The organism is Bradyrhizobium sp. 159, from assembly GCF_023073795.1.
In the GTDB taxonomy this organism is placed as follows: domain Bacteria; phylum Pseudomonadota; class Alphaproteobacteria; order Rhizobiales; family Xanthobacteraceae; genus Bradyrhizobium.
Map to the genome: position 1 here is coordinate 64,926 of NZ_JADPKE010000067.1, position 25,906 is coordinate 90,831.

23 protein-coding genes, 1 tRNA gene and 1 pseudogene are annotated in these 25,906 nt (G+C 60.1%); 16 read left to right on the forward strand and 9 right to left on the reverse strand.

The annotated features are described in order from the left end of the window. Positions 1 to 9 precede the first annotated feature (9 nt). From IVA96_RS18655 to IVA96_RS18695, 9 genes are all read left to right on the forward strand, one after another. Positions 10 to 642, forward strand: a complete 633-nt coding sequence (locus IVA96_RS18655; protein ID WP_247418570.1) for a nodulation protein NolU — start codon at positions 10 to 12, stop codon at positions 640 to 642. After that, positions 639 to 1,259 (forward strand): type III secretion system stator protein SctL, encoded by a 621-nt coding sequence (sctL, locus tag IVA96_RS18660; protein ID WP_247275807.1) that lies wholly within the window; start codon positions 639 to 641, stop codon positions 1,257 to 1,259. The genes IVA96_RS18655 and sctL overlap by 4 nt, the downstream gene beginning before the upstream one ends. Positions 1,260 to 1,348: 89 nt before the next feature. Next, entirely contained in the window at positions 1,349 to 2,617 is a 1,269-nt protein-coding gene (gene sctN / locus IVA96_RS18665; RefSeq protein WP_346275314.1) for a type III secretion system ATPase SctN, read from the forward strand. Further along, positions 2,593 to 3,126 carry a hypothetical protein gene (locus tag IVA96_RS18670; RefSeq protein WP_247418572.1) on the forward strand — a complete coding sequence of 178 codons (534 nt, stop codon included), beginning with the start codon at positions 2,593 to 2,595 and terminating at the stop codon, positions 3,124 to 3,126. Before sctN ends, IVA96_RS18670 begins: the two co-directional genes overlap by 25 nt. 233 nt (positions 3,127 to 3,359) lie before the next feature. Continuing rightward, positions 3,360 to 4,238 (forward strand): type III secretion system cytoplasmic ring protein SctQ, encoded by an 879-nt coding sequence (gene sctQ, locus IVA96_RS18675; protein WP_346015572.1) that lies wholly within the window; start codon positions 3,360 to 3,362, stop codon positions 4,236 to 4,238. Further along, on the forward strand, positions 4,231 to 4,896 hold the full coding sequence (gene sctR, locus IVA96_RS18680; RefSeq protein WP_247418578.1) for a type III secretion system export apparatus subunit SctR: 666 nt from the start codon (positions 4,231 to 4,233) through the stop codon (positions 4,894 to 4,896). The genes sctQ and sctR overlap by 8 nt, the downstream gene beginning before the upstream one ends. Positions 4,897 to 4,898: 2 nt before the next feature. Further along, a complete protein-coding gene (locus tag IVA96_RS18685; RefSeq protein WP_247275802.1) occupies positions 4,899 to 5,174 on the forward strand; it encodes an EscS/YscS/HrcS family type III secretion system export apparatus protein in 276 nt (91 codons plus the stop codon). Between the two features lie 12 nt (positions 5,175 to 5,186). Continuing rightward, complete coding sequence (gene sctT / locus IVA96_RS18690; protein WP_247418580.1) at positions 5,187 to 6,008, forward strand: type III secretion system export apparatus subunit SctT; 822 nt, start codon at positions 5,187 to 5,189, stop codon at positions 6,006 to 6,008. After that, entirely contained in the window at positions 6,005 to 7,042 is a 1,038-nt protein-coding gene (locus tag IVA96_RS18695; RefSeq protein ID WP_247418587.1) for an EscU/YscU/HrcU family type III secretion system export apparatus switch protein, read from the forward strand. The genes sctT and IVA96_RS18695 overlap by 4 nt, the downstream gene beginning before the upstream one ends. A 43-nt stretch (positions 7,043 to 7,085) precedes the next feature. Here IVA96_RS18695 and IVA96_RS18700 read toward each other — a convergent pair whose 3' ends face one another. From IVA96_RS18700 to IVA96_RS18710, 3 genes are read right to left on the reverse strand one after another with little or no spacing between them, the layout of a single operon-like run. Then, positions 7,086 to 7,748: a CpaD family pilus assembly lipoprotein gene (locus IVA96_RS18700; RefSeq protein WP_247418588.1), complete on the reverse strand. Its 663-nt coding sequence runs from the start codon at positions 7,746 to 7,748 to the stop codon at positions 7,086 to 7,088. A 10-nt stretch (positions 7,749 to 7,758) separates the two neighbouring features. Beyond that, entirely contained in the window at positions 7,759 to 9,180 is a 1,422-nt protein-coding gene (locus tag IVA96_RS18705) for a type II and III secretion system protein family protein (protein WP_247275824.1), read from the reverse strand. A 28-nt stretch (positions 9,181 to 9,208) separates the two neighbouring features. Continuing rightward, positions 9,209 to 9,943 (reverse strand): response regulator transcription factor, encoded by a 735-nt coding sequence (locus IVA96_RS18710; RefSeq protein WP_247302568.1) that lies wholly within the window; start codon positions 9,941 to 9,943, stop codon positions 9,209 to 9,211. Positions 9,944 to 10,350: 407 nt separating this feature from the next. On the opposite strand from IVA96_RS18710, the gene IVA96_RS18715 reads away from it, so the two are divergent. The 4 genes and pseudogenes from IVA96_RS18715 (at position 10,351) to IVA96_RS18730 (ending at position 17,094) form a co-directional block, all read left to right on the forward strand. Continuing rightward, positions 10,351 to 10,734, forward strand: a complete 384-nt coding sequence (locus IVA96_RS18715; protein WP_247275797.1) for a hypothetical protein — start codon at positions 10,351 to 10,353, stop codon at positions 10,732 to 10,734. A 2,299-nt stretch (positions 10,735 to 13,033) separates the two neighbouring features. Then, on the forward strand, positions 13,034 to 15,418 hold the full coding sequence (locus IVA96_RS18720; protein WP_346275313.1) for a hypothetical protein: 2,385 nt from the start codon (positions 13,034 to 13,036) through the stop codon (positions 15,416 to 15,418). Positions 15,419 to 16,139: 721 nt separating this feature from the next. Beyond that, a pseudogene (locus IVA96_RS18725) lies at positions 16,140 to 16,809 on the forward strand (DDE-type integrase/transposase/recombinase); the annotation flags it as partial. A gap of 120 nt (positions 16,810 to 16,929) precedes the next feature. Then, a complete protein-coding gene (locus IVA96_RS18730) occupies positions 16,930 to 17,094 on the forward strand; it encodes a hypothetical protein (protein ID WP_247418597.1) in 165 nt (54 codons plus the stop codon). A gap of 918 nt (positions 17,095 to 18,012) precedes the next feature. Here IVA96_RS18730 and IVA96_RS35825 read toward each other — a convergent pair. The 5 genes from IVA96_RS35825 to IVA96_RS18755 all read right to left on the reverse strand — a co-directional run bounded on the left by IVA96_RS35825 (position 18,013) and on the right by IVA96_RS18755 (position 22,792). Continuing rightward, on the reverse strand, positions 18,013 to 18,303 hold the full coding sequence (locus IVA96_RS35825; RefSeq protein ID WP_247458913.1) for a putative addiction module antidote protein: 291 nt from the start codon (positions 18,301 to 18,303) through the stop codon (positions 18,013 to 18,015). Between the two features lie 62 nt (positions 18,304 to 18,365). Next, positions 18,366 to 19,130: an outer membrane beta-barrel protein gene (locus IVA96_RS18740; protein WP_247275794.1), complete on the reverse strand. Its 765-nt coding sequence runs from the start codon at positions 19,128 to 19,130 to the stop codon at positions 18,366 to 18,368. Positions 19,131 to 20,537: 1,407 nt separating this feature from the next. Then, positions 20,538 to 20,612 (reverse strand) — tRNA-Val (locus IVA96_RS18745). A gap of 157 nt (positions 20,613 to 20,769) precedes the next feature. Then, positions 20,770 to 22,068, reverse strand: a complete 1,299-nt coding sequence (locus tag IVA96_RS18750; RefSeq protein WP_247418590.1) for a hypothetical protein — start codon at positions 22,066 to 22,068, stop codon at positions 20,770 to 20,772. Between the two features lie 118 nt (positions 22,069 to 22,186). Beyond that, positions 22,187 to 22,792, reverse strand: coding sequence for a DUF1134 domain-containing protein (locus IVA96_RS18755; RefSeq protein WP_247275792.1), 606 nt, complete (start codon positions 22,790 to 22,792; stop codon positions 22,187 to 22,189). Positions 22,793 to 22,931: 139 nt separating this feature from the next. Between IVA96_RS18755 and IVA96_RS18760 the strand changes: the two genes are divergently transcribed. Next, positions 22,932 to 23,426, forward strand: coding sequence for a YHS domain-containing (seleno)protein (locus IVA96_RS18760; RefSeq protein ID WP_247418591.1), 495 nt, complete (start codon positions 22,932 to 22,934; stop codon positions 23,424 to 23,426). A 7-nt stretch (positions 23,427 to 23,433) separates the two neighbouring features. Here the strand turns inward: IVA96_RS18760 and IVA96_RS18765 are convergent, their stop codons facing one another. Then, on the reverse strand, positions 23,434 to 24,258 hold the full coding sequence (locus IVA96_RS18765; RefSeq protein WP_247418592.1) for a 3'(2'),5'-bisphosphate nucleotidase CysQ: 825 nt from the start codon (positions 24,256 to 24,258) through the stop codon (positions 23,434 to 23,436). Positions 24,259 to 24,461: 203 nt separating this feature from the next. Here IVA96_RS18765 and IVA96_RS18770 point away from each other — a divergent pair, with 203 nt between their 5' ends. After that, positions 24,462 to 25,115 (forward strand): histidine phosphotransferase family protein, encoded by a 654-nt coding sequence (locus IVA96_RS18770; RefSeq protein ID WP_247418593.1) that lies wholly within the window; start codon positions 24,462 to 24,464, stop codon positions 25,113 to 25,115. A 199-nt stretch (positions 25,116 to 25,314) separates the two neighbouring features. Continuing rightward, the coding region (locus tag IVA96_RS18775; RefSeq protein ID WP_247418595.1) for an Hpt domain-containing protein at positions 25,315 to 25,906 on the forward strand (592 nt) is incomplete at its 3' end.

A 25,906-nucleotide genomic window follows, 5' to 3' on the forward strand; every position in this document is an offset into this window, starting at 1 on the left:
GTATCCGACATGACGAGACCGAATCCGTCTGCCGAGCGGCATGATCCGCTGAAACTAGCCTCTGTAGGTATTCGTAAGCTTGCTGCCACGATTCATCCGACCCGCCTTGCCGCGCGGCTTGACGCGAACCTCTCGGCCGCGACTTTGGTGCGACTGCAGAAGAGTCCTAGGCTGCAGGTAAGACTGCAAGCGTTGCTGCTTGAAGATGAAATGGGCTCGAACGGAAGTGACTTCGGGCCAGACCTTCTCCTCGGGCATGATCCGAGCAGGGCTGCCCTGCTCGCCGGCGGCATTTGGCATGCCCGTTCGCTGACAAGGCTGATTTCAAAGCATGATGTCGCCGTTCTGGTCGAGCACGTCGGCACCGAGGTGCAGGCTTTCGGGATTCGACATGCAGCGCATGCGGTTTCGACCAGATTAATTGCTGATCCTCAACAACTCGCGATAGGGATTGAAGACGATGGACATGCCTGCCTCGGCGCTTGGCTCGATGAAGCGTCAACGCTTGATTGCCGCCGCGTGCTTCTACGCCTAGCTGTCGGAACGGCCGCCGACAATCCGGGGACTGAACACCGCGATGCCGCGGGCCAATTGTTTTCACCGGTGTTGGCCCATTTGACGAGGGAGGCCCCAGCGGGATGACAGCCGACGAAACTGCGCCGCCCGTCGCTCCGCACATCCGCCCGCTTGGGCCACTCATAGAGGCGAGGGATCTCGAGATTTGGCAGAGCGCCCTCGAGGCGCGTGCCGTGGCCGAGCGAAATCTGAAGCGCGTTCGCGGCTGGACGCGCAGAGCTTTTCAGAAGGAGCGTGCGCGCGGCCATGCCGAGGGGGTGAGGGCCGGCGCCGAGGAAATGGCACAGCTGGTGGCGCAGGCTGCCTCGGAAGTGGCACGACGAAAGGCCGTTTTGGAGGAGGAACTGTCAGCGCTCGTGATGGACATCGTAACTGATCTACTGGGCGATTTCGATCCCGGCGAGATGTTGGTGAGGACGGTTCGTCACACGATTTCGCACAGATATGGCGGGGCGAAACTGTCCCTTCATGCGTCCCCCATGGATGCTGATGCGCTTACGCGCGAATTTGCTGCCTGTGACGGACGGGAGGACCGGCCGGCGGTCCGAATTATTCCGGACCCGGCGCTGTCAGCGAACGAATGCGTGCTGTGGAGCGAATTTGGCAATATCCATCTCGGACTTGACGCGCAGCTCCGCGCACTGCGTTTGGGCTTTGGTTTAGATCATGAGGCAGACGAATAGTGACGGCGCCGAGACCAGACGATAGCTGTCCTGATGGAGACGGGACTCTGCACGCGGCGCTGGCGCGTCTGCGAACTACGGCAAGCCATGTGGACACGCGTGCCGTACGCGGGCGGATCACGCGGGCGCTCGGCACGTTAATCCATGCAGTTTTGCCGGATGCTCGTATTGGAGAAGTTTGTGTGCTCAAGGATCCGCGCACCGGATGGTCGCTTGAGGCCGAGGTGATCGGTCTGTTGCAGGACGGCGTGTTGCTGACGCCGATCGGTGACCTGCAAGGCATGTCCGGCCGCGCAGAAGTCGTTGCCACTGGCCGAATGCACGAAGTGCCGGTCGGCCCCAATTTGCTTGGCCGGGTGATCGACAGCTTCGGCCGTCCACTCGATGGCAAGGGCCCAGTCAAAGCCATGGAGACGCGCCCGCTGCGCGGCAAAGCGCCAAATCCAATGACGAGGTGCATCATCGCTCGCCCTCTGCCACTTGGTGTTCGCGCCTTGGATGGTCTTCTGACATGCGGCGAGGGCCAGCGCATCGGCATTTATGGAGAGCCTGGTGGCGGCAAGTCGACGTTACTGTCGCAGATCGTAAAAGGCGCGGTCGCTGACGTGACCGTGGTTGCGCTGATAGGCGAGCGTGGACGCGAAGTGCGTGAATTCATCGAGCGGCATCTTGGGGAGACTGCCCTCCGCCGCACGGTCGTCGTCGTTGAGACCTCCGATCGCTCAGCGACGGAGCGGGCGCAATGTGCTTATACGGCAACCGCGCTCGCCGAATATTTTCGCGATCAAGGCCTGCGCGTCGTTCTGATGATGGATTCATTGACGCGATTTAGCCGCGCTATGCGCGAGATCGGGCTTGCTGCCGGTGAGCCACCGACCCGCCGGGGCTTTCCTCCCTCTGTCTTTGCAATGTTGCCAGGTTTGCTGGAGCGCGCTGGTATGAGTGAGCGTGGCTCAATCACGGCCTTCTATACCGTGCTTGTGGAAGGTGACGGCACGGGCGATCCAATCGCCGAGGAAACGCGTGGCATTCTCGATGGTCATATCGTTCTTTCACGCTCTCTCGCGGCGCGGGCGCATTTCCCCGCCATCGATGTACTGTCGAGCCGCAGCCGCGTCATGGATGCCGTCGTATCTGCACCGCATCGCAAGGCAGCATCCCTCTTCCGTGATCTTATCTCCCGTCATGCAGAGGCCGAATTTTTGATCAAGGTTGGTGAATACAAGCAAGGCAGCGATCCGCTGACGGACCGAGCTGTCGCTTCGATCGATGATCTGCGCGAGTTTTTACGCCAAGGTGAAAACGATGCGTCCACTTTTGAGGAAACCGTCACATGGATGTGCCATCTGACCGCATGAGTTGCATACACGTTTCGAGCTTGCGGCAAGTAAAGGATATGCGCGAGCGTAGTGCTCGTAGTGAGTTGTCCAATATGCAAGCCAAGCTTCATATCGCGACCTCGGCCGCGGAGCACGCATGGCAGGAACTTGCAATTGCTGAAAAGCATCATACAGAGGCCCAGGCGGAGGTTTACCAACAGTTGATGTCGGCCGGTACCTTGTCCGTCGTTGAACTCGATCATTGCCAGCTCACCCTTGAGAGGCTCGCGATCGAGATCACCTCGAAACGCCGCACACTTGAGGAGGCGTGTATCGCTCAAAAGCAGGCCGAGACAGCCGCATCCGAGAGGCGTGCGCACTGGGCGAAGCGTTCCGCAGCGACTCATAAATGGCGACAAATCGAGACCGACGTCCGGCGTGCGGCCGATACCCATTCGGAAGTAACAGCCGAGTTAGAGGCCGATGATGAAGTCTTGCTTCGCCATGGGAGGGGTTTGCCCATGCCGGTGGCGGGCGGTTCAATTTGATGACAGCTAGTCCAGTTGGGAAGCAAATGCGCTGCCCTGTACAGCCGCCTCCTGCAACTCGCGCGGACGCATACGCGAAGTACGAGCCAACCCAGCGTTTAACGCAGAGTCTCGTAACGTGGCTCAACAGAAACGTGCGGCCCTCCGCCTCTTTGCGGAGTAACCTTTGCGACAAGCCGCTGTCGGTGCGACTGGAACGACTTGTGTGGCAGGAGGAACCTCCGGCTCTGTCGATGCTCGATTGCGTTTGGGGCCTCGGCGATGATGAGCTCGTGTTGTCGATACCGCATGCGCTTGCCGAGGCCTTGATCTCGACAGTACAGAGTGGCCTAGCTTTACTTTCCGAGCCAAGTCGTTCGCTGGTTCTCGAACTTGCACTTGAACCGTTGCTCGCGCACGTGGAGACTGAGACAGAGCAGCAACTGCGACTCCTTCATGTTGGAAAGGCCGAGAAGAACGGGCCTTATATCGAACTCGACATCATCTACGGTCCGGTCAGGGGCAAAGGTCGCCTATTTCTTTTCTCGCGTCTTGACGGACCGATACCGCCGGCGTTCCGCGCCTTAGGCAAGCTGCTCGGCCAATTGCCGCGACAGTTGTGTGAGGTCCCCGCACAGTTACCCGTTACAGTTGCAGGAGAGGTCGGCTCCCTCCGGGCGTCAGCCTCGCTTCTTCGCAAAACGCGTAAGGGCGACGCTTTGTTGCCGGATGTAATGCCATTCGCCCGCGGTCAGATCATCCTCACTGCGGGCCGGTTATGGACCGCGGCAGATGTCACTGGCAACCACCTGATCCTGCACGGACCGTTTCGCTTGCGGCCGCGCCCTCTGGAGTATGCGCATATGACGACACTACCCGGTTCACAGCAGCCGCCTTCGGAAGCCGATCTCGACGATATTGAGATTTCGCTTGTCTTTGAATGCGGCCGCTGGCCCATCACGCTGGGAGCCTTGAGAAGCATCAGCAAAGGATATGTATTCGAACTTGGCCGGCCGGTCGATGGCCCGGTCGATATCCTTGCAAACGGCGTACGTATCGGGAGTGGCGACATAGTACGTATTGGGGACGAGCTCGGCGTTAGACTGCGTGGCGGGTTAGCGGGCAATGACTAACATTGAACCAGCAATACTGCCGCTTCTTGCGGTCACGGCCGCGCTCGGCTTGTTGGTCTTCGCTGTCGTCACGACCACGGCGTTCGTAAAGGTATCTGTCGTTCTCTTCCTCGTTCGCAATGCGCTTGGGACCCAGTCGATTCCACCGAACATCGTTCTATACGGCGCGGCATTGATGCTCACCGCTTTCACGAGCGCCCCCGTCTTTGAGCAGAGCTACAATCGAGTCGCCGATCTGCAGCTCCGCTATCAAACGCTCGAGGATTGGGTAGCCGCTGCGAAAGAGGGGCAGGAGCCGCTGCGAGCCTATCTCAAGAACTTCACCAATGAAGAACAGCGAGACTTCTTCCTGTCCTCGACCGAACGTGTCTGGCCGGAAGAGATGCGCGGCAGAGCCACAGCCGATGATTTTGTCATTCTCGTCCCATCTTTTCTAATCTCAGAACTCAAGCGTGCCTTCGAAATCGGGTTTTTGCTATACCTTCCGTTTATCACTATCGATCTGATCGTAACGACCATTCTGATGGCCATGGGCATGTCAATGGTGTCTCCGACAGTGATCTCAGTTCCTTTCAAGCTGTTCCTATTCGTGGCGATTGACGGCTGGTCGCGGCTTATGCACGGGCTAGTGCTGAGCTATACAACACCTGGAGGGTGAGCATGGATGAGGCCACTATTCTCCCTTATATGAGCCGATCACTGGTGCTTTTCATGACCTGGGTTCTGCCGCCGCTCATTGCAGCGGCGGTCGCCGAAACCGTCATCGGCATCATCCAGGCGGCAACGCAGATCCAGGATCAGACATTGCCACTGACTGTGAAGCTTTTGGTTATTGTTGGGATTATAGGTTTGTTTGCTCCGGTGCTGAGCGCCCCGCTCATCGAACAAGCCAAGCAGATCTTCACTGATTTTCCCGCGCTCACGACGGGCTACTAGCAGCCGCCCGTCATGTATGATCTGTCAACCACCAACACGCAAAGCCTGATCCAGGCAACCATCGAACTCGTCGTTGCTGCCAGCCTTGGTGCGGCCCGCCCCGTGGGCATTATGCTGGTGCTTCCGGTATTCACGCGTCCGCAGATCGGCGGCCTGATCCGCGGTTGCCTGGCCGTTGCACTCGAACTACCATACTTGGCGCACATCGCCGATGGCCTGAAGGAGCTAGATCCGGACACCCGTCTGCTCAAGATCCCGCTACTCGGTCTTAAGGAGACGTGTGTCGGCCTGCTGATCGGCGCCCTGCTCAGTATTCCCCTCTGGAGTCTTCAGGCCGTCGGCGAGTTCATCGACACGCAACGGGGCATCAGCAGCGTAGTCACTCCCGCCGATCCCGCGACACGCAGTCAGGCTTCGGCGACGGGACTGCTTATCGGTACCACCGCGATCACGATCTTCGTCGTCACGGGGGGGCTGCAAACCATGATCAGCGGGCTTTACGGCAGCTATCTGGTTTGGCCGGCTTATCAGCTTGGACCCACGCTGAGCATGCAAGGGACACTGGAGTTGTGGGGCGTGCTCGACAGCATCATACGTACCGCCGTCCTGGTCTCTGGACCTGTGGTAGCGTTCCTCTTGCTGGCCGACATATCCGCGCTCCTGCTCGGGCGCTTTGCGCCGCAATTCAACCCGCGGGACCTATCGTTGACGATCAAGAATATAGGCTTTGCGATCGTCATGGTCACTTATACGATCTATCTCATCGAATACATGCAATCCGAAATCATACAGTCGAGCCGAGCGCTGGAGAGGCTTGAAAGGAAACTGAAGTGAGCGACACGAGCGAAGAGAAAACGCTCGCCCCCACTGAAAAGAAGCTAAGCGATTCGCGCAAGAAAGGCATGGTTCCGCATAGCACGGATCTAGTCAGGGCCCTCAGCGCTTGCGCCGGTCTCGGCTATCTCTGGATAGAAGCGAGTTCCATCTACGACAAAGGTCGTGAAGCGCTCATGCTGACTGACAAGCTGCTTGATAAGCCGTTCAATATTGCGGTCGATCTTGCGCTCGGCGTCTTGCCCGAACTTGCACTGAGAATTGTTGGCCCGCTTCTTGGGAGTATGGTCACCTGCGCAATTCTGACGACGGTCCTGGCCAATGGTGGATTAGTGTTCTCCTCGGAGCCGATGACGCCGAAATTCGAGAACATTGATCCCATCAACGGACTGAAGCGCATCGCCTCTTTGCGTTCCCTCATCGAGCTTGGCAAGACCTTGTTCAAGGTCTTCTGCCTCGGCGCGATCTTTCTCCTCGTCGTTGTCGGCGCGTGGAAGACACTGGTCTATCTGCCGGTTTGCGGCACGGGCTGCTTCGAGTTCGTGTTCATTCAGGTGAAACTGTTGATCGGGATTGCAAGTGGTGCATTTCTGATCGGCGGATTGGTCGACCTCCTCGTCCAACGCTGGTTGTTTTTGCGCGGCATGCGCATGACTAAGAGCGATATGAAGCGCGAGGACAAGGAGCAGCAAGGCAGTCCGGAGGTGAAACGCGAACACCGACGCCTTCGGCGGGAGCAGGCGAGCGAGTCTCCACTCGGCGTGCGTCGCGCGACATTGATCTTGACTGGGCGCGAGCTGCTGGTCGGGGTACGCTACATCCGTGGCGAAACGGGCGTCCCGGTCCTGGTTTGCCGCGGCGATGGGGAGGCGGCTTCACGGCTCTTTGATGAAGCGAGGCGCCTTCGTCTCAGTATCGTCGATGATCACGTCCTGGTCCGTGAGCTAATCTGCAACGCTAGCCTTGGCAATTCCATTCCTGTCCAGTATTTCGAGGCTGTCGCAAAAGCACTCTTTGCCGCCGGCCAAGTCTAGTTCGTGTTGTGAATGAGGTCGCATCGAACGACTGATGTTCTCGCTATCGAGACGGCTGCACGGTCTGGGTGCCGGCAGACGTGGGATCTGATGGCAGCTTGTTGTTAGCTATACCCAAATTGCTGTTATTGCCGGTCGCGAAGGTTTTGTATGTGGCAACGGGAATGGCCGCACGATTGCCATCACTCGGCACAACGGCCTGATTGTCAATCAAGTCGCGCGGATCGTTGACCATGCCGGCCAAGTTGTTGCGGATCGAGCAGCCAAGCGTCGGATCGAAAGAATTGTCGTTCACTGAAGGGCCGACGATCGCAATCGACGGACAAACGGGAGGGCGCGCCTCGTACGTAATCGCCTCGATTCGGGCGGCAGAGCCATCACGCCTATCGATGAATGGACTGTACAGGCGGATGTTGAGAGCGTCGACGCCCATTGCGCGGGCCTCAGCTGCTATCTGCGCCCCGAGCCGACGTGAGCCGACGATATCAAGATGCAGCGCGTCATACCGACCGCGACCGGTACTTGCTATGAAATAACGCAGACGCTGCCGTTCGGGCCCTCCAAGGGTCTGTAACAGTAAGACGTTCTTCTCCTGTTCAACCAGGATCGCTTGCGCGGTCGGCTCGAGGTAAGTCGGCGCGGTGCTAGCGCAGCCACCTAGACTGGCCGTCAGACCGATGAGGGGGCGCACGAATCGTAATCTCATTGGTCGATCCTCATTCGATGATGTGGCCGGTGCCCCTTGTCGCGCCTGGTACGCTTATCGGGGGAGCACTGCGAACAGGCGAGCGCGTTGCCAATGTGTTCGTCAGACTGCGCGCGAGGTCTGAGGGCGGAGCGATGCGGTCGGTGGGCGCACTCATCTGCTTCGAGTTCGATCTTGGCCGCACGACGTAAGGCGTGACGATGATCACGAGTTCCGTCTCATCCTGTTGAAATGACGATGAGCGAAATAGCGCACCAAGTATCGGAACGTCGCCGAGCCAGGGGAAAGTCGTGATCTCAGTGCTGAAGTTGCGCCGGATAAGCCCACCAATTGCAAAGCTTTGGCCGCTGGCGAGCTCGACAACCGTGTTCGCACGCCGGGTGGAGAGAGCCGGCACGGAGATGCCGTTGATGTTGACAGCACCTTGTGACGATAGTTCGCTGACTTCAGGCTTCACGCGGATATTGATCTGATTGTTACTGAGAACGGTCGGTACAAACTCCAGGCTGACGCCGAAGTGACGGAACTCGACAGAGACCTGCCGATTGTCCTGCAACACCGGAATGGGAAATTCGCCGCCGGCGAGGAAGCTGGCGGATTCGCCTGACATTGCGGTGAGGTTCGGTTCAGCAAGTACGGAAGCGAGGCGCTCGTGAGCCAGTGCATCGAGCATAGCGCTGACGTTCACATGGCCAGTGTTGACTCCTATCTTCGCCGTACCGCCGCCCTGCGGCGCGCCGTATCCACCACCACTGCCACTGACCAAGCCGAGAGTGAAAGGGCCAGCTTGACCGGAAGCGGAGAGGTTGACGCCGAGCTCCTTCATAGCGCTCCGGGAGACCTCCGCCACCCGCACGCTCAGATTCACCTGCAATGACCCCGCCACCTGAATCTTGTTGACGACGAGCGCACCAGACCCAAGAAACTGCTCGGTCACTTTCATCGCTATGTCGACGATCTCCGCATTGGGCGCCGTACCGCTAAGGATGGCCCCGCGCGGGGTGTAGCTTACCTGGATGGGATAGTCGCCGACCTGGGCTTTCAGCGTGGCGCGCAGATCCTCGATCGGCTGCGTGACGACAACACGCAGTTCAGCGAGGGCCTCCCCGCCCTCGTTCAGTGCGAACAAGGTGGTCCGCCCGGATTTTTTGCCGAAAACGAAGATGGTCTTGTTCGAAGGTGCCTGATAGTCCGCGACCGTAGGATCTGCGATAAAGATGCTCGCAGCTGGCGCTGGCAGATGAATCGTCTTACCCAGCGAAGAGGAAAGGGTCAGCGTTCCGCTAATGCCGTCGGCAGCCGTACGCTGCGGCCCACCTCCATCATCCCGCTTGATCTGAGCTACGGCAGCAGCCGGGAATAGCAGGACGATTACGCACAAAAGCTGCGAAAGACAAGGAAGAAAGGTGGACGAAAGGCCGTTGGCGGCGATCGATCTTCGAGTGACGCCGGCATGCTTGTCAAGAATGATGCTCAAGATGGTCTTTTCTTTCAAGTTCGATTGGCTGCGCGGTCGATGCCGCGCATTTCAATTCAAGGACGTAGCCGATCCCGCGCGCGGTTTTGATCCGTAGCGACGCACCGGACTGACTCAAATGACCGCGCAAACGATAGATTCCGACCTCAAGCGCATTGGTGGAGACCTCGTCGTCAAATGCATAGAGGCTATCCTGCAATGACGCGCGAGCCACGGTGCGGCCGGCGCGGCTGAGCAGATGTTCGAGAATGCACACCTCGCGGCGGGCAATCTTCAGCGGTCGACCATTGACCGACGCTTGCCGACCGATCGAATCGAATCGCAGATTGCCAAAGGTAACGATGGGGGCCGTCATTTGCGTTGATCGGCGCAGAGTAGCGCGCATCCGTGCGATGAGTTCATCAGTAGATACGGGCTTGGGCAGGAAGTCGTCCGCACCGCCATTAAATAGCGCTATGCGCCTACCGAGCTCGTTGAAGTTACTCATCATCACGGCAGGCATCGAATGTCCGTCACGTCTCAACTGCTTCAGCCAATCCAAGCCGTCCCCATCCGGTAGAACCAACTCGAGCAAGAGAATGTCATAGCTGGCGCAACAAAAAGCGGCGGCCGCCTCGTCCAGGGTGCACGCTACGTCAACGGCAAAACCGCAATCGGAGAGTGCTTCTTGTACAACGCGCGCTGGGTCTGTCTCATGATCAACGAGTAGCGTTCGCATTCCGCGACCTCCTATTAAGTCACGCCAAGACACCCACCACGTCAGGTTCGAGCATGCGCGGAATTGAACAGTCCGGCCTCCGCGTAAGCGTTGGAATCCGGAATAGACGAAGAGCAGCGGTGCTGGCGAATCGCATACTGGATCGGGATTCCATTGTAAGCTCGACTGGCGTTGTTCACTGTCTCACGTGGCGCGCATGCATCTTGGTGACGTCGAATGTGCTCTCGCCACCGGGACATAGGCGGCAATCAATCAAATGCATCGATAGGCGGGCAGCACCCCGCTCAGCGCCGGAACAATCCCGGTAGTTGTCGCCGACATCCTGAGTTCGAGATGATTGCCGAGAACACATTGATTGGTGAAATCGATGGTTTGGACCGATGCATTCACATGGCGGAGCAGTGACAATGCCGTTCCATGGTCTGGATCTAAATCTCCTCATCACGATCGATGCTCCCGATGGCGAGCGCAGCCGCACGGCCGCAGGTTTGATGGGGAGCAGCGATGATAGGCAATTTGCATCGCGGCCCTCAATTTGCAAAGCCTCACACGCCCGCAGACGTTCCGTGCTTGAGCAACGAACTTCCTCATTCGGCCTGGAAGGTGAGTCTCCTTCGTGCTCCGATCACTGGAGCGACAGTGATGGCCAAGCGCGGCTACGCTCAGCTGGAGAACGCCATAACGAGGCCGTCCTGCCGCGCCTTCCTTTTTCTAACTTTTATAAAATCACCGAGACGCTGTGGAATGAACTGCTCAACGGCCGCACAATCCAAAGACGGGGGGTGACATGAAGTTGGCCGCACCGGGCAAAACCGTGCCTACAATCCGATCGCGGCGTCCATGATCACGTACTCATCGCAGCTTTACCGACAGCAAACCTACCATGTTGCGTGATGCACGGCGCTTTCCCTACCCGGCAGCACATGAAGTGTGAAATCAATTCTTTGGATGGATTGCATTCGCATCCTGGATAGTGACAACACGTCTGAGGTCTGTGTCTCAGTCTCCTAGTCGCACCTGATGCCCTGATGACCGAACGCAATCTGTCGCTGGCAATTCTGGTGGGGCGAGCGATAATTTTGGTGATTTGCATGGCGGCGTCTTCCTGCAAGGCTCACATTGGGCGCCGACTCTTCTGGGCTAGCAAACCCACGTGATGGTCACTCGCCAAGCAATGTCGGTTCTGCTCCATCCGGACGCGGGAAAAAATGTTGTTGTCATTCTACGTCTGATCAGAATGGTGCATCATCTCGGAATCGGTGGGCGACTTGCTCCGGAATTCGCATGGTGCACGACCGCGCGTCAGCAAGTTGTTCCGTCTGAGCCGAAGCGCCCCGATCCTAGAGAGCTTGACGGCCAATAAGTCTTCCGCAGAGTGCTTGGCAGTCGCATCGGAGTGCGGACAGATGCTTTGGTCAGGTTGTGGTCAGCTAGGTTGTATATCCTCCTCGGCAAAGCTTGTCGCGGCACGACTCAATCGCGTGCATTTTGCCGATCGGGAGCGATCTGATGTATGGCAGAATCGGTGGCTCCGTTTTGCGGAAGCGGTTGCCGGCCTGGAGCGAGGTGGGTCGTCGTCGGCGGGCGCGACGCCATACTCCCTGCGTTCCAATCCGCCCATTATCAAGATCGTCGACTGAGAATCTTTCATGCGCAAAGTGAAGAGATTCTTGTCCAGTGAAATCATGCACATCGCCAGTAACCCGCAGGAGTACTCGGATTTTGTTCGGAGAAAGCCGAGCGGGCTGCAACTGTCGGTGGGTGGAGGCTATTCCAGTACTTACGATGATCCGGGTAAGCACGCGCGATTTTTCAGATATCAGGTTGGGTGACGAAACTATAGGGCTTTTAGGAGCCGGAGGCTCGGTCAGGATCAGGGGGAGACCATTTTCGCCAACAGTTCGGGCGTAACGATATCACGTCCGTGGTAGACCTACGCGTTACTTATCCGCTCGCCGAGAACGCGGGCGATATCCTGCTGGAGCATGAACTGCGAATGGACGGCGATCATCCGCTGGTCTTATCACGTCCTGGCGTAGGAGGTATGGAACCCCATCTAGCGGAAATGGGTTTTGTTCGTGGGTCGCAATAACTGGGTGCTTGATCCTCAACAGCATCCAAAAGTGTGGACGAAGAACGAGAACGACCAGTGGCACCGAGTAGACAGGCCTACAAAGTATCTTTCCAAAGTCGAGGATAGCGATAGTCAAGAGAGCTGCGAGACGGATTCGTCTGACGATGATCCGTCGTATTACCTGGAGCGCGCTGTTCGAAGATTGCCTGTGGGACAAGACGATTCGAATGATAAGAGCGGGCTGGGACCGACTGGTATTTCGCTATTGCAGGGGCCGGTTCAGAAGTGAACTTGAAGGAAGCGCTCGCGCCGGATCGTGCTCCTCGCGCGTGACATATGCCCGGTTTCGAACGTCAAGTTTGACTTCCTCGGCTACTGCTTCCGGCCGCGACAGGCAAAGAGCTCTCAAAACGCCTCGGTGTTTTGCAGTTTTCTGCCTCGGCTCAGCGCTTCGGCGCTGAAGTTTATGCGGGCGGCAATCCGGGATTTAACCTCCGAAAACGGACCCATGTGTCAATGGCTGACATCGCTCGGCAGCTCAACCCCCTCCTGCGGGGGATTGTGTATTACGGTCGATTTAGGCGGGCGCCTCTGGGTCAATCCTTCGATACGTCAATCAGACAATCGAGGCTTGGATGATGCGGAAGTTCAAACGCTTTATGGGGTCGCAAGGCCAAGACCGGCCGCGTTCTCGAACGACTATCTCGCGAACGTCCCGGGTTGTTCGCACAATGGAAGATCGGCATACGCGGCTCGTTCGCCTGATGGGAGCCTAGTGACGCGAGAGTCTCACGCTGGGATCCTTGAGAGGCCGGCGGTGAGAGTCCGCCGGCCTACTCGCCAAAGCCGTCTGCCCGGATGTGTGAGGGCAACGCCAAATGGCCGAGCTACTCGACCACGATCCACGGCGGTGTGGGTTTCCTGTGCAACCGGAAAAACGCCCTTCGTCAGCTACTCGTCAGCCAGCCTGTCTATCCAGACAGGCTGCGCATTCTCGACTTGATTGGAGATGGAATATGACGGGCATTGGCCGATCTGGAAGATCGCGCACTGGAGATGCTGGAGCCGGATCGAGCAGTTCACGCTCGCACTCAAGTCTAGCCCCTGGGGAAGGCAGTCAATCGTTCGATTCCGTTGTGGAGCGGATGCGCTCTGGGCCCCAAGATAGAGGGACGCCCTCCGCTAGCACGGCGCGCGGTGCCGACGATGCCCTTGGCGACAGGTCTTCCGGTCCCTCCGTTGGCCCAGATCGAATCCTAGGCGCTGCGGCACGTGCAGCCGCTGCGCCACGTGCAGTCACTGCGCGGCGGCGCGGCTTTACCTCAGTGTCGGAGGGTGGAGACACGGCGCCGGTCGCCAGCCAGCCAACTTCCGGTGTGGCAGTCTCCATTTCCTCGTCAGAGGAAGAAATCAACGCAGCAAGGCGACACATGGACCGCCTGCGTGAGGAACTTGCCGCTTGCGGTAATGCGGGCATGCAAGCCCAGAACTCGGAGGAGGCGCTAGAGCTGGCCGATCGGTTCGTCAAAGCAGGCTCGGCAGTTCTGGAGTACTACGCGAGCCTGCGCCCGGCCGTCGCGCCGATCATTCTGTCCGACGCTGAGGCCCGTCAATGCTGCTCTGCCGTGCTCGATGCGGGGCGTCAAGGCAAGATTGTGGGCAGAGCGATTATCTCCGACTTGCAAGAGCGCAGAAAGAATTCGGCAGACCTGTTCCAGCGGATCAAATCCAACGCTACCCCCGACCAGTTGAGCCGAGTGGCTTCCAGTATGGTGAAGGACCATGTGCCTGTCATCGAGTGGTGGGGAAAGAAGCTGTTACGCTCGGAACGGATGGTGTCCGTCTGCGAGACCACTGCCAAGTTGCCAAGCACGACGCCCGAGATGCGGAAGCCCATCGAGGCCGCACTACGCCTGCATACCGGCTCGGCACTTTATGATGGGTGCTTGTATCTGGAAGCGCGGATTAAGCTCGCGAAGCTTCTGATTGAGTCTCAGGCGAGCACGTTTGAACCAACCGTGAGGGACGCCCTCATGGATGAGAACGGGCGGGTGCGTCTGCTCGGGACCTATATCCAGGATGCTTTTCCGGCATTCAACTCGACGTACAAAGCCGTTCTGAACGAGCACGGAGAGCCACTCGACGCAGAGCACTGCACCGTTCTGGAAGGAGTCATGGAACGGCATTCGGAATTGGCCTCAGGGGTGGAACGCATCGGTGCCACGCTAAGGGATGCTGGAACGGATGCCGGCCTTCTATTGGAACAGTTGGACCAGATCATGGAAGGTGCATGGGTCACCGCGCATCAAGTCACGCGACTATTGGCAGTGCAGCCAAAGACGCAAGTGGAGCCGCCTGCCCAGACTGCGATATCGGAAAAGACCGACTTAGCGGCTGAGAGCCACGCGGCGCGTAGGAAGGGGAAAGGCAAGCGCGCACCGGCCGCAGGCGAGGGGAGTTCGACGGCCGGGCTGCGCGAGCCGCAGCTCGCCAGGCCCGACGCTGCCACGGTTATCGTACTCTCGGATCTGGGTACGAAGAAACTCGCGAGTGCGGAGGAGGCACGCGCGAGGGCGTCATCATCGGCGACCGGGCACCTGGCGATGTGGCAGGCTCCGCCCTCCAGGAACGCACTGACGGGATTACTCAAGCGATTGGACGAGCTGCTGCAGTTCGATCTGCCGGCTCAGCAAAGCGCCGTCTCGCAAGCGCGCCAGATGAAGCCCGAGGACGCCGACCACGTCGTGGATCTCGTCCTTAAGCGCCTGCAGACGCAGGCCACCGAGATTAAGACCTGTGTAGCCGCGCTGGAGGAGCCCCGCCGACGTGGCCTACTCAAGCCTGCGCAATTGACCGAAGTGCACAACAAAATAGTCCGGCTTAAGGCGATGTTGTCCGAGGTTCAGGGACAGGCAAACTCAGTGAACGCGCAAAAGGCGGGGATCACGATCGATTGCATGAAGACCTATGCGTTTCCGTCGCAGAAGTACCTTGAACAGTTGCGGGCGGCCGAAGAACTTGCGTCTGTGTATTCACCCCAAGCCTTGAAGATCGAGCCAGCGACGCTGTTCGAGATCAAGCTGCAGCCCAAGGCGCTGCGCAGTGGTAGGACGCCAAATCCGATGTGGGTGCACATCCATACCAAGCTGCCGGTACGTGCCTCGCAGTTGGCCACGCTGGGCGTCGCCGACTTCGCCGCTTGCCACGTGAAGTCCCATGAACAGCGCGGCTACAATCGGCAATGGCAGAGCGCTCAAGCCGCCACGGGGCACGAGAACGTCGTGATCCACCGCGGCAAGCTCACGCCTGCGTTCTGTAAGTCGTTGTTGAGCATCGCCTCAGGCTACTCCCTTCCCGAGGCGGAGCACGCGTCGATGCAGTTCGCGCGCCTCAGGATGTAGTTACCTGAGTGTCTCGCGCCAGAGCGTCGCTGTGGTGACACCATCAAGCAGACCGCCACCGAGAGGAAATCCTCGATGAACTCGAAGCCGGCGCGGGCTCCTCGAACAGATCGACAACGGGGTCCGACTGAAATTCGATCGCGAGCGTGGAGACCCCGACTTCCTTTCGCTTGAAAAACAGCATCGCGGCGCTTGTCGCCGCGCTTGCGATGGCCGGGTCCGAATAGCCTAAGACCCGGCTATGCTTCAGATCGTGAATGAAGCAGTTTTGCGCATTTGTGTTCGAGATCCCATCGCCGATCGCTTCGGTAAGTGTCTGCGGCGCCGTGCTTAGCGCCCCACAACGATTGGGCTTCCCGGCCCGGAGCACCAAAATGCGGTGTAAAGGGCCAAACGCGTGCGGGCCAGCCGCACCGGGCTCTCGTGCTGGGGTGGACGGCCCTTTCCGCTACTCCGGGGGCAAGATGAGGAGTCGTCGCTGACCTCAAAGAAAGGAGACGCCGCGAAAACAATTGTTCGCATCGGTTTGAATACGTGAAGAGTGTAGTGCTTCAGCTGCATGGCGTTGACAGGACGGAGCAGCCGAGGGTTGAGGGCAGAAGGCACGGTCAAATTAACGAATTGGAGCGGCCGAGCGGGCAGACGAGCGGCATGCCAACCTCCCGGGGTTCTTTCTCGCCGTCATGGTTTCCCACCGGAAGTGATCTGCTATGCCGTTTGGATGTATTTCCCGTTTCCTTAAGCTCGCGCATTGTCGAGGAAATGCTGGCGGCGCGCGGCATTGTCGTGACCTATTAAACCGTGCGCCAGCGGGGAACCAATTCGGCAAGGCGTTCTCCTTTTGGATCCGCCAGCGCGCTCCGCGCGCGGCGACAAATGGCATCTGAACGAAATCGCTATCTCGACGCGGCCGAACAACATTGGCTCTGGCGCGCTGTTGACCAGAAAGGGCTAGTTCTCGAGGTCTTAATCCAGCGCCGAAGAGACTCGCGCGCTGCGCAGCGGCTTATTCAAGAAGGCCTTGAAATTCGGCGCCACGCCGCCGCGCGTCATGATCACGTACCAACCCAAGGGCGAGATGGGCTTTCACACCGATCGACCATCGCCACCACAAAGCTCTCAACCACCGCGCTGAGAATTCTCACCCGCCGACCCCGCGACGCGAGCGGATCATAAAGCGGCTTAAATCGTCCCGTCAGACTCAGCGGTTTCTGTCAGTTCACGATCCGGTCGCAAACCTTTTCCACGTCCCCTATTCCGGAGCCGTCACTGCCGACTTCCGTCGTGCTTCGCGCGAGCCAGCCTTTGCGATTTCCTGCGAGATCTCCGCGATAGGCGCTATCGCCGATTCTCAAACCCTGAGAAGTGCCTTCTTCGGTTCAGTGCCAGATCGCGCATGGGCTATCTCCAAAAATGGAAGCGGCAAGAGGAGAAGAAGTCCAGCGCGGGAGGATCGTGAAGATGGCTCGCCTCACCCCGCCGAGCAGATCGAGCAGAGCTACGACGACACCATGAAGGCGCTGGCCGACTATCTCACGCGCGAGCGCGACGCGGCAACCACCATTGAAATCCAGATCCTTGATCGGGACAGCCTCCGCGACGCCATCACGGAGGTCCTGGTTGACGCGCGCGTGCATCCAAGACCAAGAGCGGACGTCCCGGAGCGCGAATTATGACCGTTTGGATTTACGATCAGGGCGAGGTTCTGAAGGTCTTCGCGACCGAAGAGGTTGCGCAGGCATGGCTCGATGAGAACGATCCCGAGGGCGTCACCTTTGAGCACGAGGTGATAGGCCCGCCAGCGCGAACCTGCACCCGCAGAACAGGCCCGCCAACTGAGGCGGCGTTACTCTCTGTCCATTTCGGAGATTTACGGGCGCCTTAGAGGCTCAGCACCAGCATATACGCGAGGACCGTGGATAGAGCGCCCAATCCAACCATGGTGATTATGAAAACGAGGTCTGGCGCCGTCACGCTGCCCCCCATTTGGTTTCGCAAATCACCTGAATCTTACGCTTTACTCCGGCGGCTGCAAGCCGGGCGACATAAGCCATTCGGTCATGTGAGCGCCAACCTCGTTTTGTCGGGCTCTACGCAGTAAGGCTTCCCGCTGCGGTCCATGCGGGAGCTTCTTGGCTTGCTCGCGTAGGCTTTTCGCTTCTTCGGCAAGTCGTTCTTCCAAGGGCGAAGACTGGCTAAATCGGCGGCGCGCTCCCATGGCCTTCCTCCATGACGTAACCGGCAATTCAAACGCGAAAGTTCCGGGCCGGTTCCTCAAATCAGGCCACTGTGATTTTCAAACTAGGCCACCGTGCTCGGAAACAGGCCAGTACCCGAGGCAGCATGAGAACATTCCGCAAAACGAGAACAACGGGCTTCCATCAGGTGCGGCGGCGTCCGAGCCCCCGCGGATATGTAGGCCGCAGGTGCTACCTTATGACAGCTCCTGCGGCCGGTGCCGCGACGTTCCGCACGATCCGCGCGGCACGCCAAGTTGCTAGCACACAGGCCCGCTAGCGCGAACCGGCGGGGCTTTTGCTCTCCCGAAACGGGCTCGCGTCAGTCGAGATTGAACTTGTTTTGGAGAGCCCTGATCATGTCCTAGACGCTCCCTTGCCGCCAGTGCGTGGAACTAGTTTGATCTGCAAGCCCATGGCGGTGAGCACACTGAGAATTGTTGAAAAATTCGGAAGCCGTTGGTCGCCGAACGCGCGATAGATGCTTGTACGCTGCAGTCCAGTTTTTTTTTGAGAGTTCTGAAATGTTGAATTGTCTGAGTGCCTGCCCGATACTCCGCAAATTGTGTGAGGTTCACCCGAAGCGAGTGCCTCGTTGAGCTCAACGGCGAGCTGCGAAGGGACGTTTGGCCTGAAGGTCTTTGTCATTCGAGCCTTCCAAAGAAGATGGCCGGCTCTAAGAGCCGGCCCCTGTTCTTTTATGAAGCTGCTCAGTACCTCGCGATCGTCGGACCGCCGAACTTGTAGTTCAGGCGGACCAAGCCCATGTCAACGTCTTGGCGGATGCGGTCGCTACCTGCGAAGGCTCCAGCCGGCGTGGTGAAGTCGATCGTGCGATCGCCCAGGAAGATGTGGTTGTACTCGATGCCAACCGACCAGTTCGGAGCAAAGCCATACTCGAGGCCCGCGCCAACGGTGCCACCCCAACGGGTTTCACGCGCCGACGACAAGAGCGCGCCAGTCGGAATATCAAACACATCATACTTGTCGCCGACGACCGCGGCGCCGCCCTTGACGTAGAACAAAACATTGTTCCATGCGTAACCGACCTGCCCGGTAATCAGACCAAAAGAGTCGATGCGAGAGCGATTGCGATCAGTGCCAAACGCCAAGCTCGTGTTGTCGCCTCTGAAGTCAGCCCAGTTGCCTTGGCCTTCGAAACCGAACACCCAATTTGCCGACTGCCAGCGATAGCCAATCTGACCACCGACCGTGCCCCCGACAGCATTGTGGCAACCCTCGCCGACCAGAGCGCCTGGGACACCGAAAATGCCGGCTGCATCCACAAAATCCCAGCACTTGTGGCTTGAACCGCCGCCGCCGTTGATGCCGATGTAAAAGCCGCTCCAGTCGTAAACAGCAGCAATCATCGGAGGCGCCTTCGTATATGGCCGCGCGGCCAGATCCGCCGCACTGGCGGGAGCGACCAGCCCCAGAGTTAGTGTTCCGGCTGCAGCCGCTAAAAGCCTTTTCATGCGAGTGTCTCCCCAGAAATACGAGTTCAATGAATCGGATGCGTTTGGCTCCGTGCCCGATTAAGAGTACGTCGTTCGCCTCTACGTTGCTGTAGCCGGCTTGCAACACTCGCGGTCAAAGACGGGCGGGATTCTTCATAGTTATTAGATAGTTGCGGAAGTAAAATCCCGGTGGCGTGCACATCGGAGGCGGGCGGGCAAAAACGCCCCGCAGCGAATCGGGTTCTTCGTTTCCATGCCCACGACACGCAGTAGCTTGCTCTCCGACCGAGCTACTAGGAATCGATAATCTGCGAGGTACTTAGGATGCCGGTGATCGCGGTATGGCTGACGATCCCCTCGGTAATTTTGTCTCCAATTGGAGACAATCCTCATCCAGTCGAGCGCCCACACGCTTCCCCATCCAGACGGACTGCCGATCCGCCTGAAGCTCGCCACCACGTCCTCGCTCTGTTGAGGATCACATTTTTAAAATCGAAATGGGCACATGGTGTTTCGTGCCTGGTCGCGTCGGCATTGAGCACCTCCGCCAGTGCAGTCCGCCTCGACGAGGACCTTTATGGCCCGGACATTTCTGCGGCGAGCGATCAGCTGGGCCAGTCGCGCCCGGCTTGGCTTCATCTTCTGCTCGAGGCCGCAGACCTTCTGCGAAAGTTGGCCGGCGAGCGATGCCGGCGAGTCGCTGAAGGCTGTGCTTCGCAGATTAAGCCGCAGGCTCGATAGTTGGTCCGAAAACCGCATTCGAGATGTCTGGCACCGGGACCCCCGAGTGAAGATCCGGGCCGATGAGGTCAGCCAGCTGCGTGCGCTCGCAGAACCCAAACGCAAATCAGAGACTGTCCATGATTCTGAAGAGCTTCGAGCTACTACGCGGCGGCCTGCGTCGCCGCTCGGTGAGGTTTTTGAGGGGCGGAAAGTGTATACTTTCAACTTGTCTGCCGTCGCCATCGGTCTTACGGACGACGTCGAACGAAGCCGCTAAGATCGTGAGCGGTAATCCAACGTCAACCGTTATGGCTGCACGATGCGCCATCGCGGATGGGTGACGAGTACCGCGGATACGCACTGGCAAACGAGAACCCGTCAGCCCTATGTGGCTGGCGGGATTTTCTTTAGGCGCGCAGCCGAAGTCCTGCTGCTCGGCAGAGTGATCGCTCACCGCCTGAGAAGCACTAAAGGCAGAGAGAAACAGTGCAGGAACGTCGCAGACAAGAGCGCATCGAGACAAACGAGGTCGCCTACATCGGTTGGGTGGCGAGAACATCGGACGGTCGCACGATGAGCAGCCGAGCCGCTCCGAGGCCGTCGCGCCATCATTGCTCGCTTCGTGCCCTTGTTGTGCCCCAGCTTTTTTGGGGCACATACTCGGAGAACCGCGTCGCTAAGTGGCTGATTCCAAGGCATTAATGGTGGGCGCACAAGGGATCGAACCTTGGACCTCTCCCGTGTGAAGGGAACGCTCTCCCGCTGAGCTATGCGCCCGGGACCATCATGCAGGCGGCCGGACTTGCGGCCGGCCGGCACATTGGAGCCCGCGATTTAGAAGTGCGGGCCGAAGGTGTCAAGTTTCAAGGCGCCGTAGGGCCGGAAAACCTATCGCAAGCCATGCCATTCGCTGGTAGGCCGGGTTTCGGCCCGGTTAGGCGCCCTGCTGGCGGGCGCGGGAGGCGTGGGCCTGGAGGGCGCGGATGCGCTCGGCGAGCGTTCCACCGCCCTCGGGCAGGGTGGCCGTGGCCGCGCCGTTGGTCACAGCATCGTTGGCCGGGCGCGGTGCCGGCTTGGCCGGCTGGCTGGCGTCGGCCGCGAGCAGCGCCTCGATCGGCGAGTTCGGGCCTTCGAGCTGCATCGCCAGCTTGGCGACCTCGGCGGCGATGTCGTTGATGCGCTCGCGCAGCAGCGCGTTCTCCATCCGCTCGGTCGCCCAGGAGCTTTCCGCCTGCTGCTGGATCGCGTTGATGTCGCGCTGGAGTCTGGCGCGCTCGTCACGCGCGCTGCGGAGCTGCTCCTCCAGCGCGGTCTTTTCCGCGCGCAGCGCTTCGAACGGGGCCGACGACTTGCCGCCGCTCAAGGCGGCGATCTCGACGCGCAGCTCCTTGATGATGCGCTCATTGCTCTCGTTGGCCTGGCGCAGCTGGTTGTTCTCATAGTCGCGCTCGGCGAGCAGCTTGCCTTGGGTGGCAAGGCGCCCCTCGAGGTCGGCGACGCGGCTCGACAGCATCTCGGCCTCCTTGACCTGCACGATGAGCTGGCGATCGAGCTCGGTGACACGCTGGCTCAGATTCTCGACGCGGCCCCGGGCATCCGCGAGTTCGCGCGAGGCGGTCTCGGATTCGGTCCGCTCCTGCGCCAGGCGCACTTGCGTCGCGGCAAACTCCTTTTCGGCATCGCCGACGCGGTTCTTCAATTCCTCGATCTGCGCGCGCACGGCGACCAGCTCGACCTGGCGGCTCTCCGCCATCATCGAGCGGTCCGACAATTCAGAGTTGATCTTTGCAAGCTCGGCCTGCTTGTCAGCCAGCGCAATCCCGGCGGCGCGCAGCGCCTCGGTCTTGGCGTTGAACTCCTCCTCAGTGGCGCGAAGCTGCTCCTTCACCGCCCTCTCGCGCGCCTCCAGCGCGAAGATCGTGGCGTTCTTCTCCCCTAACTCGATCTTCATGCGGTTGATGGCGTCGCTCTTCTTGCCGAGTTCGGCGAGCTGGCTCGTGGTCTTGTTCTTGAGCTGCTCGACGCTCATCTCGAGCCGCCGCGCCGACATGGCGAATTCGGCGCGGAGCTGGTCCTTGTCGGCCTGGATCTCGGCCATCGAGAGCGGGGTGGCGGCCTCGAGCCGGCGCGTGGTCAGGCGCACCGCGCGGTTGTGCACCAGCGGCACGATGGCAAGCCCGCACAGCATCGAGAGCAGGAAACCGATCGCCAGGTACATGATCGGTTCGACCATGGGCCAGAACTCCCAGAGCTAAGGAAAAATTTACCAACGACAATGGCATGGCGCGCCGGCAAAAAGCCAGCCCCGCTCTGTCGTTAACCTTGATCCGTACCCAGTTGGGAGAAGAGACCTAGAACGGGTTCCAGGTCGCATTCGGCGTGAATTTGAGATAGCCGATATTGGCTCCGAGCCGCAGGCCGAGGCCGGACCGGATCGGCACCAGCACGATGTTGTTGGCGGTGAGCGCCGTCATGCCGAAGCCGCCGATGATATAGGCCGAGCCGTCGAGGCCGGCGAAGCGCTGGTAGATCGCGTTGGTGGCGGGCAGGTTATAGACGAGCGTCATGGTGCGGGCGCCGTCGCCGCCCCAATCGAAGCCGAGCGAGGGGCCCTGCCAATAGACGCGCAGATCGCCGGCGTTCTTGGTGTAGAGCGTGCCTTCGCCGTAGCGCAGGCCGGCGACGAAAGCGCCGGAACCTTCCTCACCCAGAATGTAGCCGTTCGGCAGACCCCATTGGCTGACCGCTTTCTCGATGATCGAGGCGAGCCCGCGCGAGACGTTGCCGAAGAAGCGGTGGCCCGCAGTCACGAGCTCGTCCGGCCCATAGGTGTTGGGCGTCGGGGCGCGCTGCGGCGGCGGCAGGTTGGGCGGGGGCGCCTGCTGGGCGGAGGCCGGCACGATCCAGCCGATCATCGCGGCGAGCGCGAGCGCAGCAAGGCGTGATGCGAAAGTCATAAAAGAACCCCTGGTATCGAAACCGATCGCTTCCTTAACCTGACGCCAACAGGCACGGCTCTAGGTTACGCCGGATGTCCCCTCGACTCGGATGTTATCCGCAGCAACTATGACGGCACAACGGCAGGAAGATAGCCCTTTGCGCCCCGGAATTGCCTTGATCGGCCGCCGCGTTTGCCTCGTCTGCCTGCTGGCGGGCATTTGGATCATCTGCCCGAGGTTGCCCGCAGAGGCAGCCACCACCGAGCGGATCGTCGTCAACCGCTTCAGCGGCGTCGCCGTCGAGGGCTTCGATCCCGTCGCCTATTTCGTCGATGGCGCGGCTGTGCGAGGGACGGCGCAGTTCGAGGCGAACCTCTGGGGCGCGGTCTGGCGCTTTCGAAACGAGGGCAACCGGGCCTCCTTCCTGTCCCATCCCGAAATCTACGGACCACAATTCGGCGGCTATGATCCGGCCGATATCGCCCGCGGCGTCGTCGTCGCCGGCAATCCCCGCTTCTTCGCGATCGTGGCGCAGCGGCTCTATCTGTTCAGCCGGGAAGCCAATCGCGACGCCTTCGTCACCAACCCGGAGCGCTTTCTCTATGAGGTCGGCAAGCGCTGGCCCGCCCTCCAAGATGAGCTTGGCCAGTAACAAGGGGTCAGGAGCGATCTACCGCCTGCGGGTCGCCCCAGGCAATGAACTCCGGGATGATGAAGCCGCTGTCGCTGCGCTGGCCGAAGCGGAGCTCGCCGCCCTTGCCGTCGGTCACCCTGCCGCCGGCCGCGGTTACCACCGCCGCGCCGGCCCCGACGTCCCATTCCGAGGTCGGTCCGAAGCGGGGATAGATGTCGGCGCTGCCTTCCGCGATCCGGCCGAATTTCACGGCCGAGCCGACTGTCTTTCGAACGGCATCGGGTCTGGCATCGATGAACGCCTCGCTCCTCGGATCGCCGTGCGAGCGGCTCACCGCCGCGATCCAGGGCGCGCCCTGCGCCGGAAACTTGCGGGTGTGAATTGGCTCGGGCGCGCCGATGGTCGTGCCCTCGAAGCTCACGCGCTCGGCGCCGCGGCCGATGACGCCGCGCCAGAGCAGGCCGAGCGCGGGCGCGGAGACGATGCCGAGCAGCGGCACGCCTTCAGTCACCAGGGCGAGGTTGACGGTGAATTCGTCGCGGCCGGCAACGAATTCCTTGGTGCCGTCGAGCGGATCGATCAGGAAGAAGCTGCCCTGAAACGGCGGCGAGGCGAACTGGGTCCGTTCTTCCGACAGGGTCGGCACGTCGGCCGCAAGCTGCGCCAGTCCCTCCGCAATGATGCGGTCGGCGGCAAGGTCGGCCTCGGTGACTGGCGAGCCGTCCTGCTTGCCCTCGACCCGCATCGCCGCACGGTTGACGGCGAGGATCGCTTCGCCTGCCTTCACCACCAGTGCGGTGAGCGGCTCCATCAGGCCGGTTGCGGCCGCGCCGTCGATGATCCGCTTCACCTGGATGCCTCATTCATCGGCAATTTCGTCCTTCTCGACTGATTCGCCCCGATTGATTCGGTTGGGGCTTTATGGCCACTTCTCATCGATCGCAAGCTAGCTGCCGCGGCCATGCGAATGTTAGAACCCGCAGCATCCGTCAAGCATGCGTGATTCGCGGCTCCAGCGCCGTGCATTCCAGGAACCCTCCAGGACCCCATTATATGTCTGACGCCTCGTCGCCCGCGACCGCTACTGCTCCCGATATGCTCGAACTCGCAGCGCTGTTGTGCTCGCGGGTCTGCCACGATCTCATCAGCCCCGTCGGCGCCATCGTCAACGGGCTCGAAGTGCTCGACGACGATCCGAAGCCCGAGGACCGCGAGTTCGCGCTCGACCTCATTCGCAAGAGCGCCAAGACGGCCTCGGCCCGGCTCCAGTTCTGCCGCCTTGCCTTCGGCGCCGCCGGCTCCTCCGGCGCACAGATCGATCTCGGTGATGCCCAGACCATGGCGCGCGGCCATATCGAGGACGGCAAGTGCTCGATCACCTGGAATCTGCCGCGGCTGCTGCTGCCGAAGAATCGCGTCAAGCTCCTGCTCAACATGCTGGTGGTTGCCCAGCACACGATCCCGCGCGGCGGCATGCTGACGGTCGATCCGATCGGCGAGGGCGAGACGATGAGCTTCCGCATCACCGCGACGGGACACAATGCGCGCCTGCCGCAGAACATCTCCGAGCTCCTGAGCGGCGAGCGCGGGCCTGCCGCGGATGCGCATGCGATCCAGCCTTATTATACGCGGCTGTTGGCGCAGGCCTGCGGGCTCACCGTGAAGCTCGCGCCGGAAGGCGAAGCCATCACCGTTACCGCTTCGTAAACGCGCCCTTTCGCGCTCGGAATATTAATCCAAACTTGACGAGGCGCTTCGGCTTGTCCGGAGCGCCTTATCTCTTTGTTGGTTCCGTTCTTTTGCACATACTCAACCAATATTAAACGCTTTGCGGTGAAGCTGGCCCCATTCCGAAATGGCGCATCACGCCTCGTGCGCGCCCTTCCTGTATGAAGGCCTGTTTTTCATGGATGATCTGTTGCGGGAGTTTTTGACGGAGACCAGCGAGAGCTTGGACACCGTTGACAATCAATTGGTGAAGTTCGAGCAGGAGCCGAACAACGCCAAGATCCTGGATAACATCTTCCGCCTGGTCCACACCATCAAGGGCACCTGCGGTTTCCTCGGCCTGCCGCGGCTGGAAGCGCTGGCCCATGCCGGCGAGACCTTGATGGGCAAATTCCGTGACGGCATGCCGGTGACCGGGCAGGCGGTGACGGTGATCCTGTCCTCGATCGACCGCATCAAGGAGATTCTGGCGGGGCTGGAGGCGAGCGAAGCCGAGCCGGAAGGTAACGACCGCGACCTGATCGACAAGCTGGAAGCGATGGTCGAGCAGGGCATGGCGGCCATGGCAGCAGGCGCCAGCGCAGCTCCCGTCGCCGATGCCCCGCCTTTGGTGCCGGAAGCCTCGGCCGCCGCGCCTGCGCCGGCCAAAGCGATGACCACCGGCGCGCTGATCGAGCAGACCCTGGAGCGTCCGTTGCGTCCGGGCGAAGTCTCGCTCGACGAGCTCGAGCGCGCCTTCCGCGAGACCGCAATCGAAGCGCCGGTGCCTG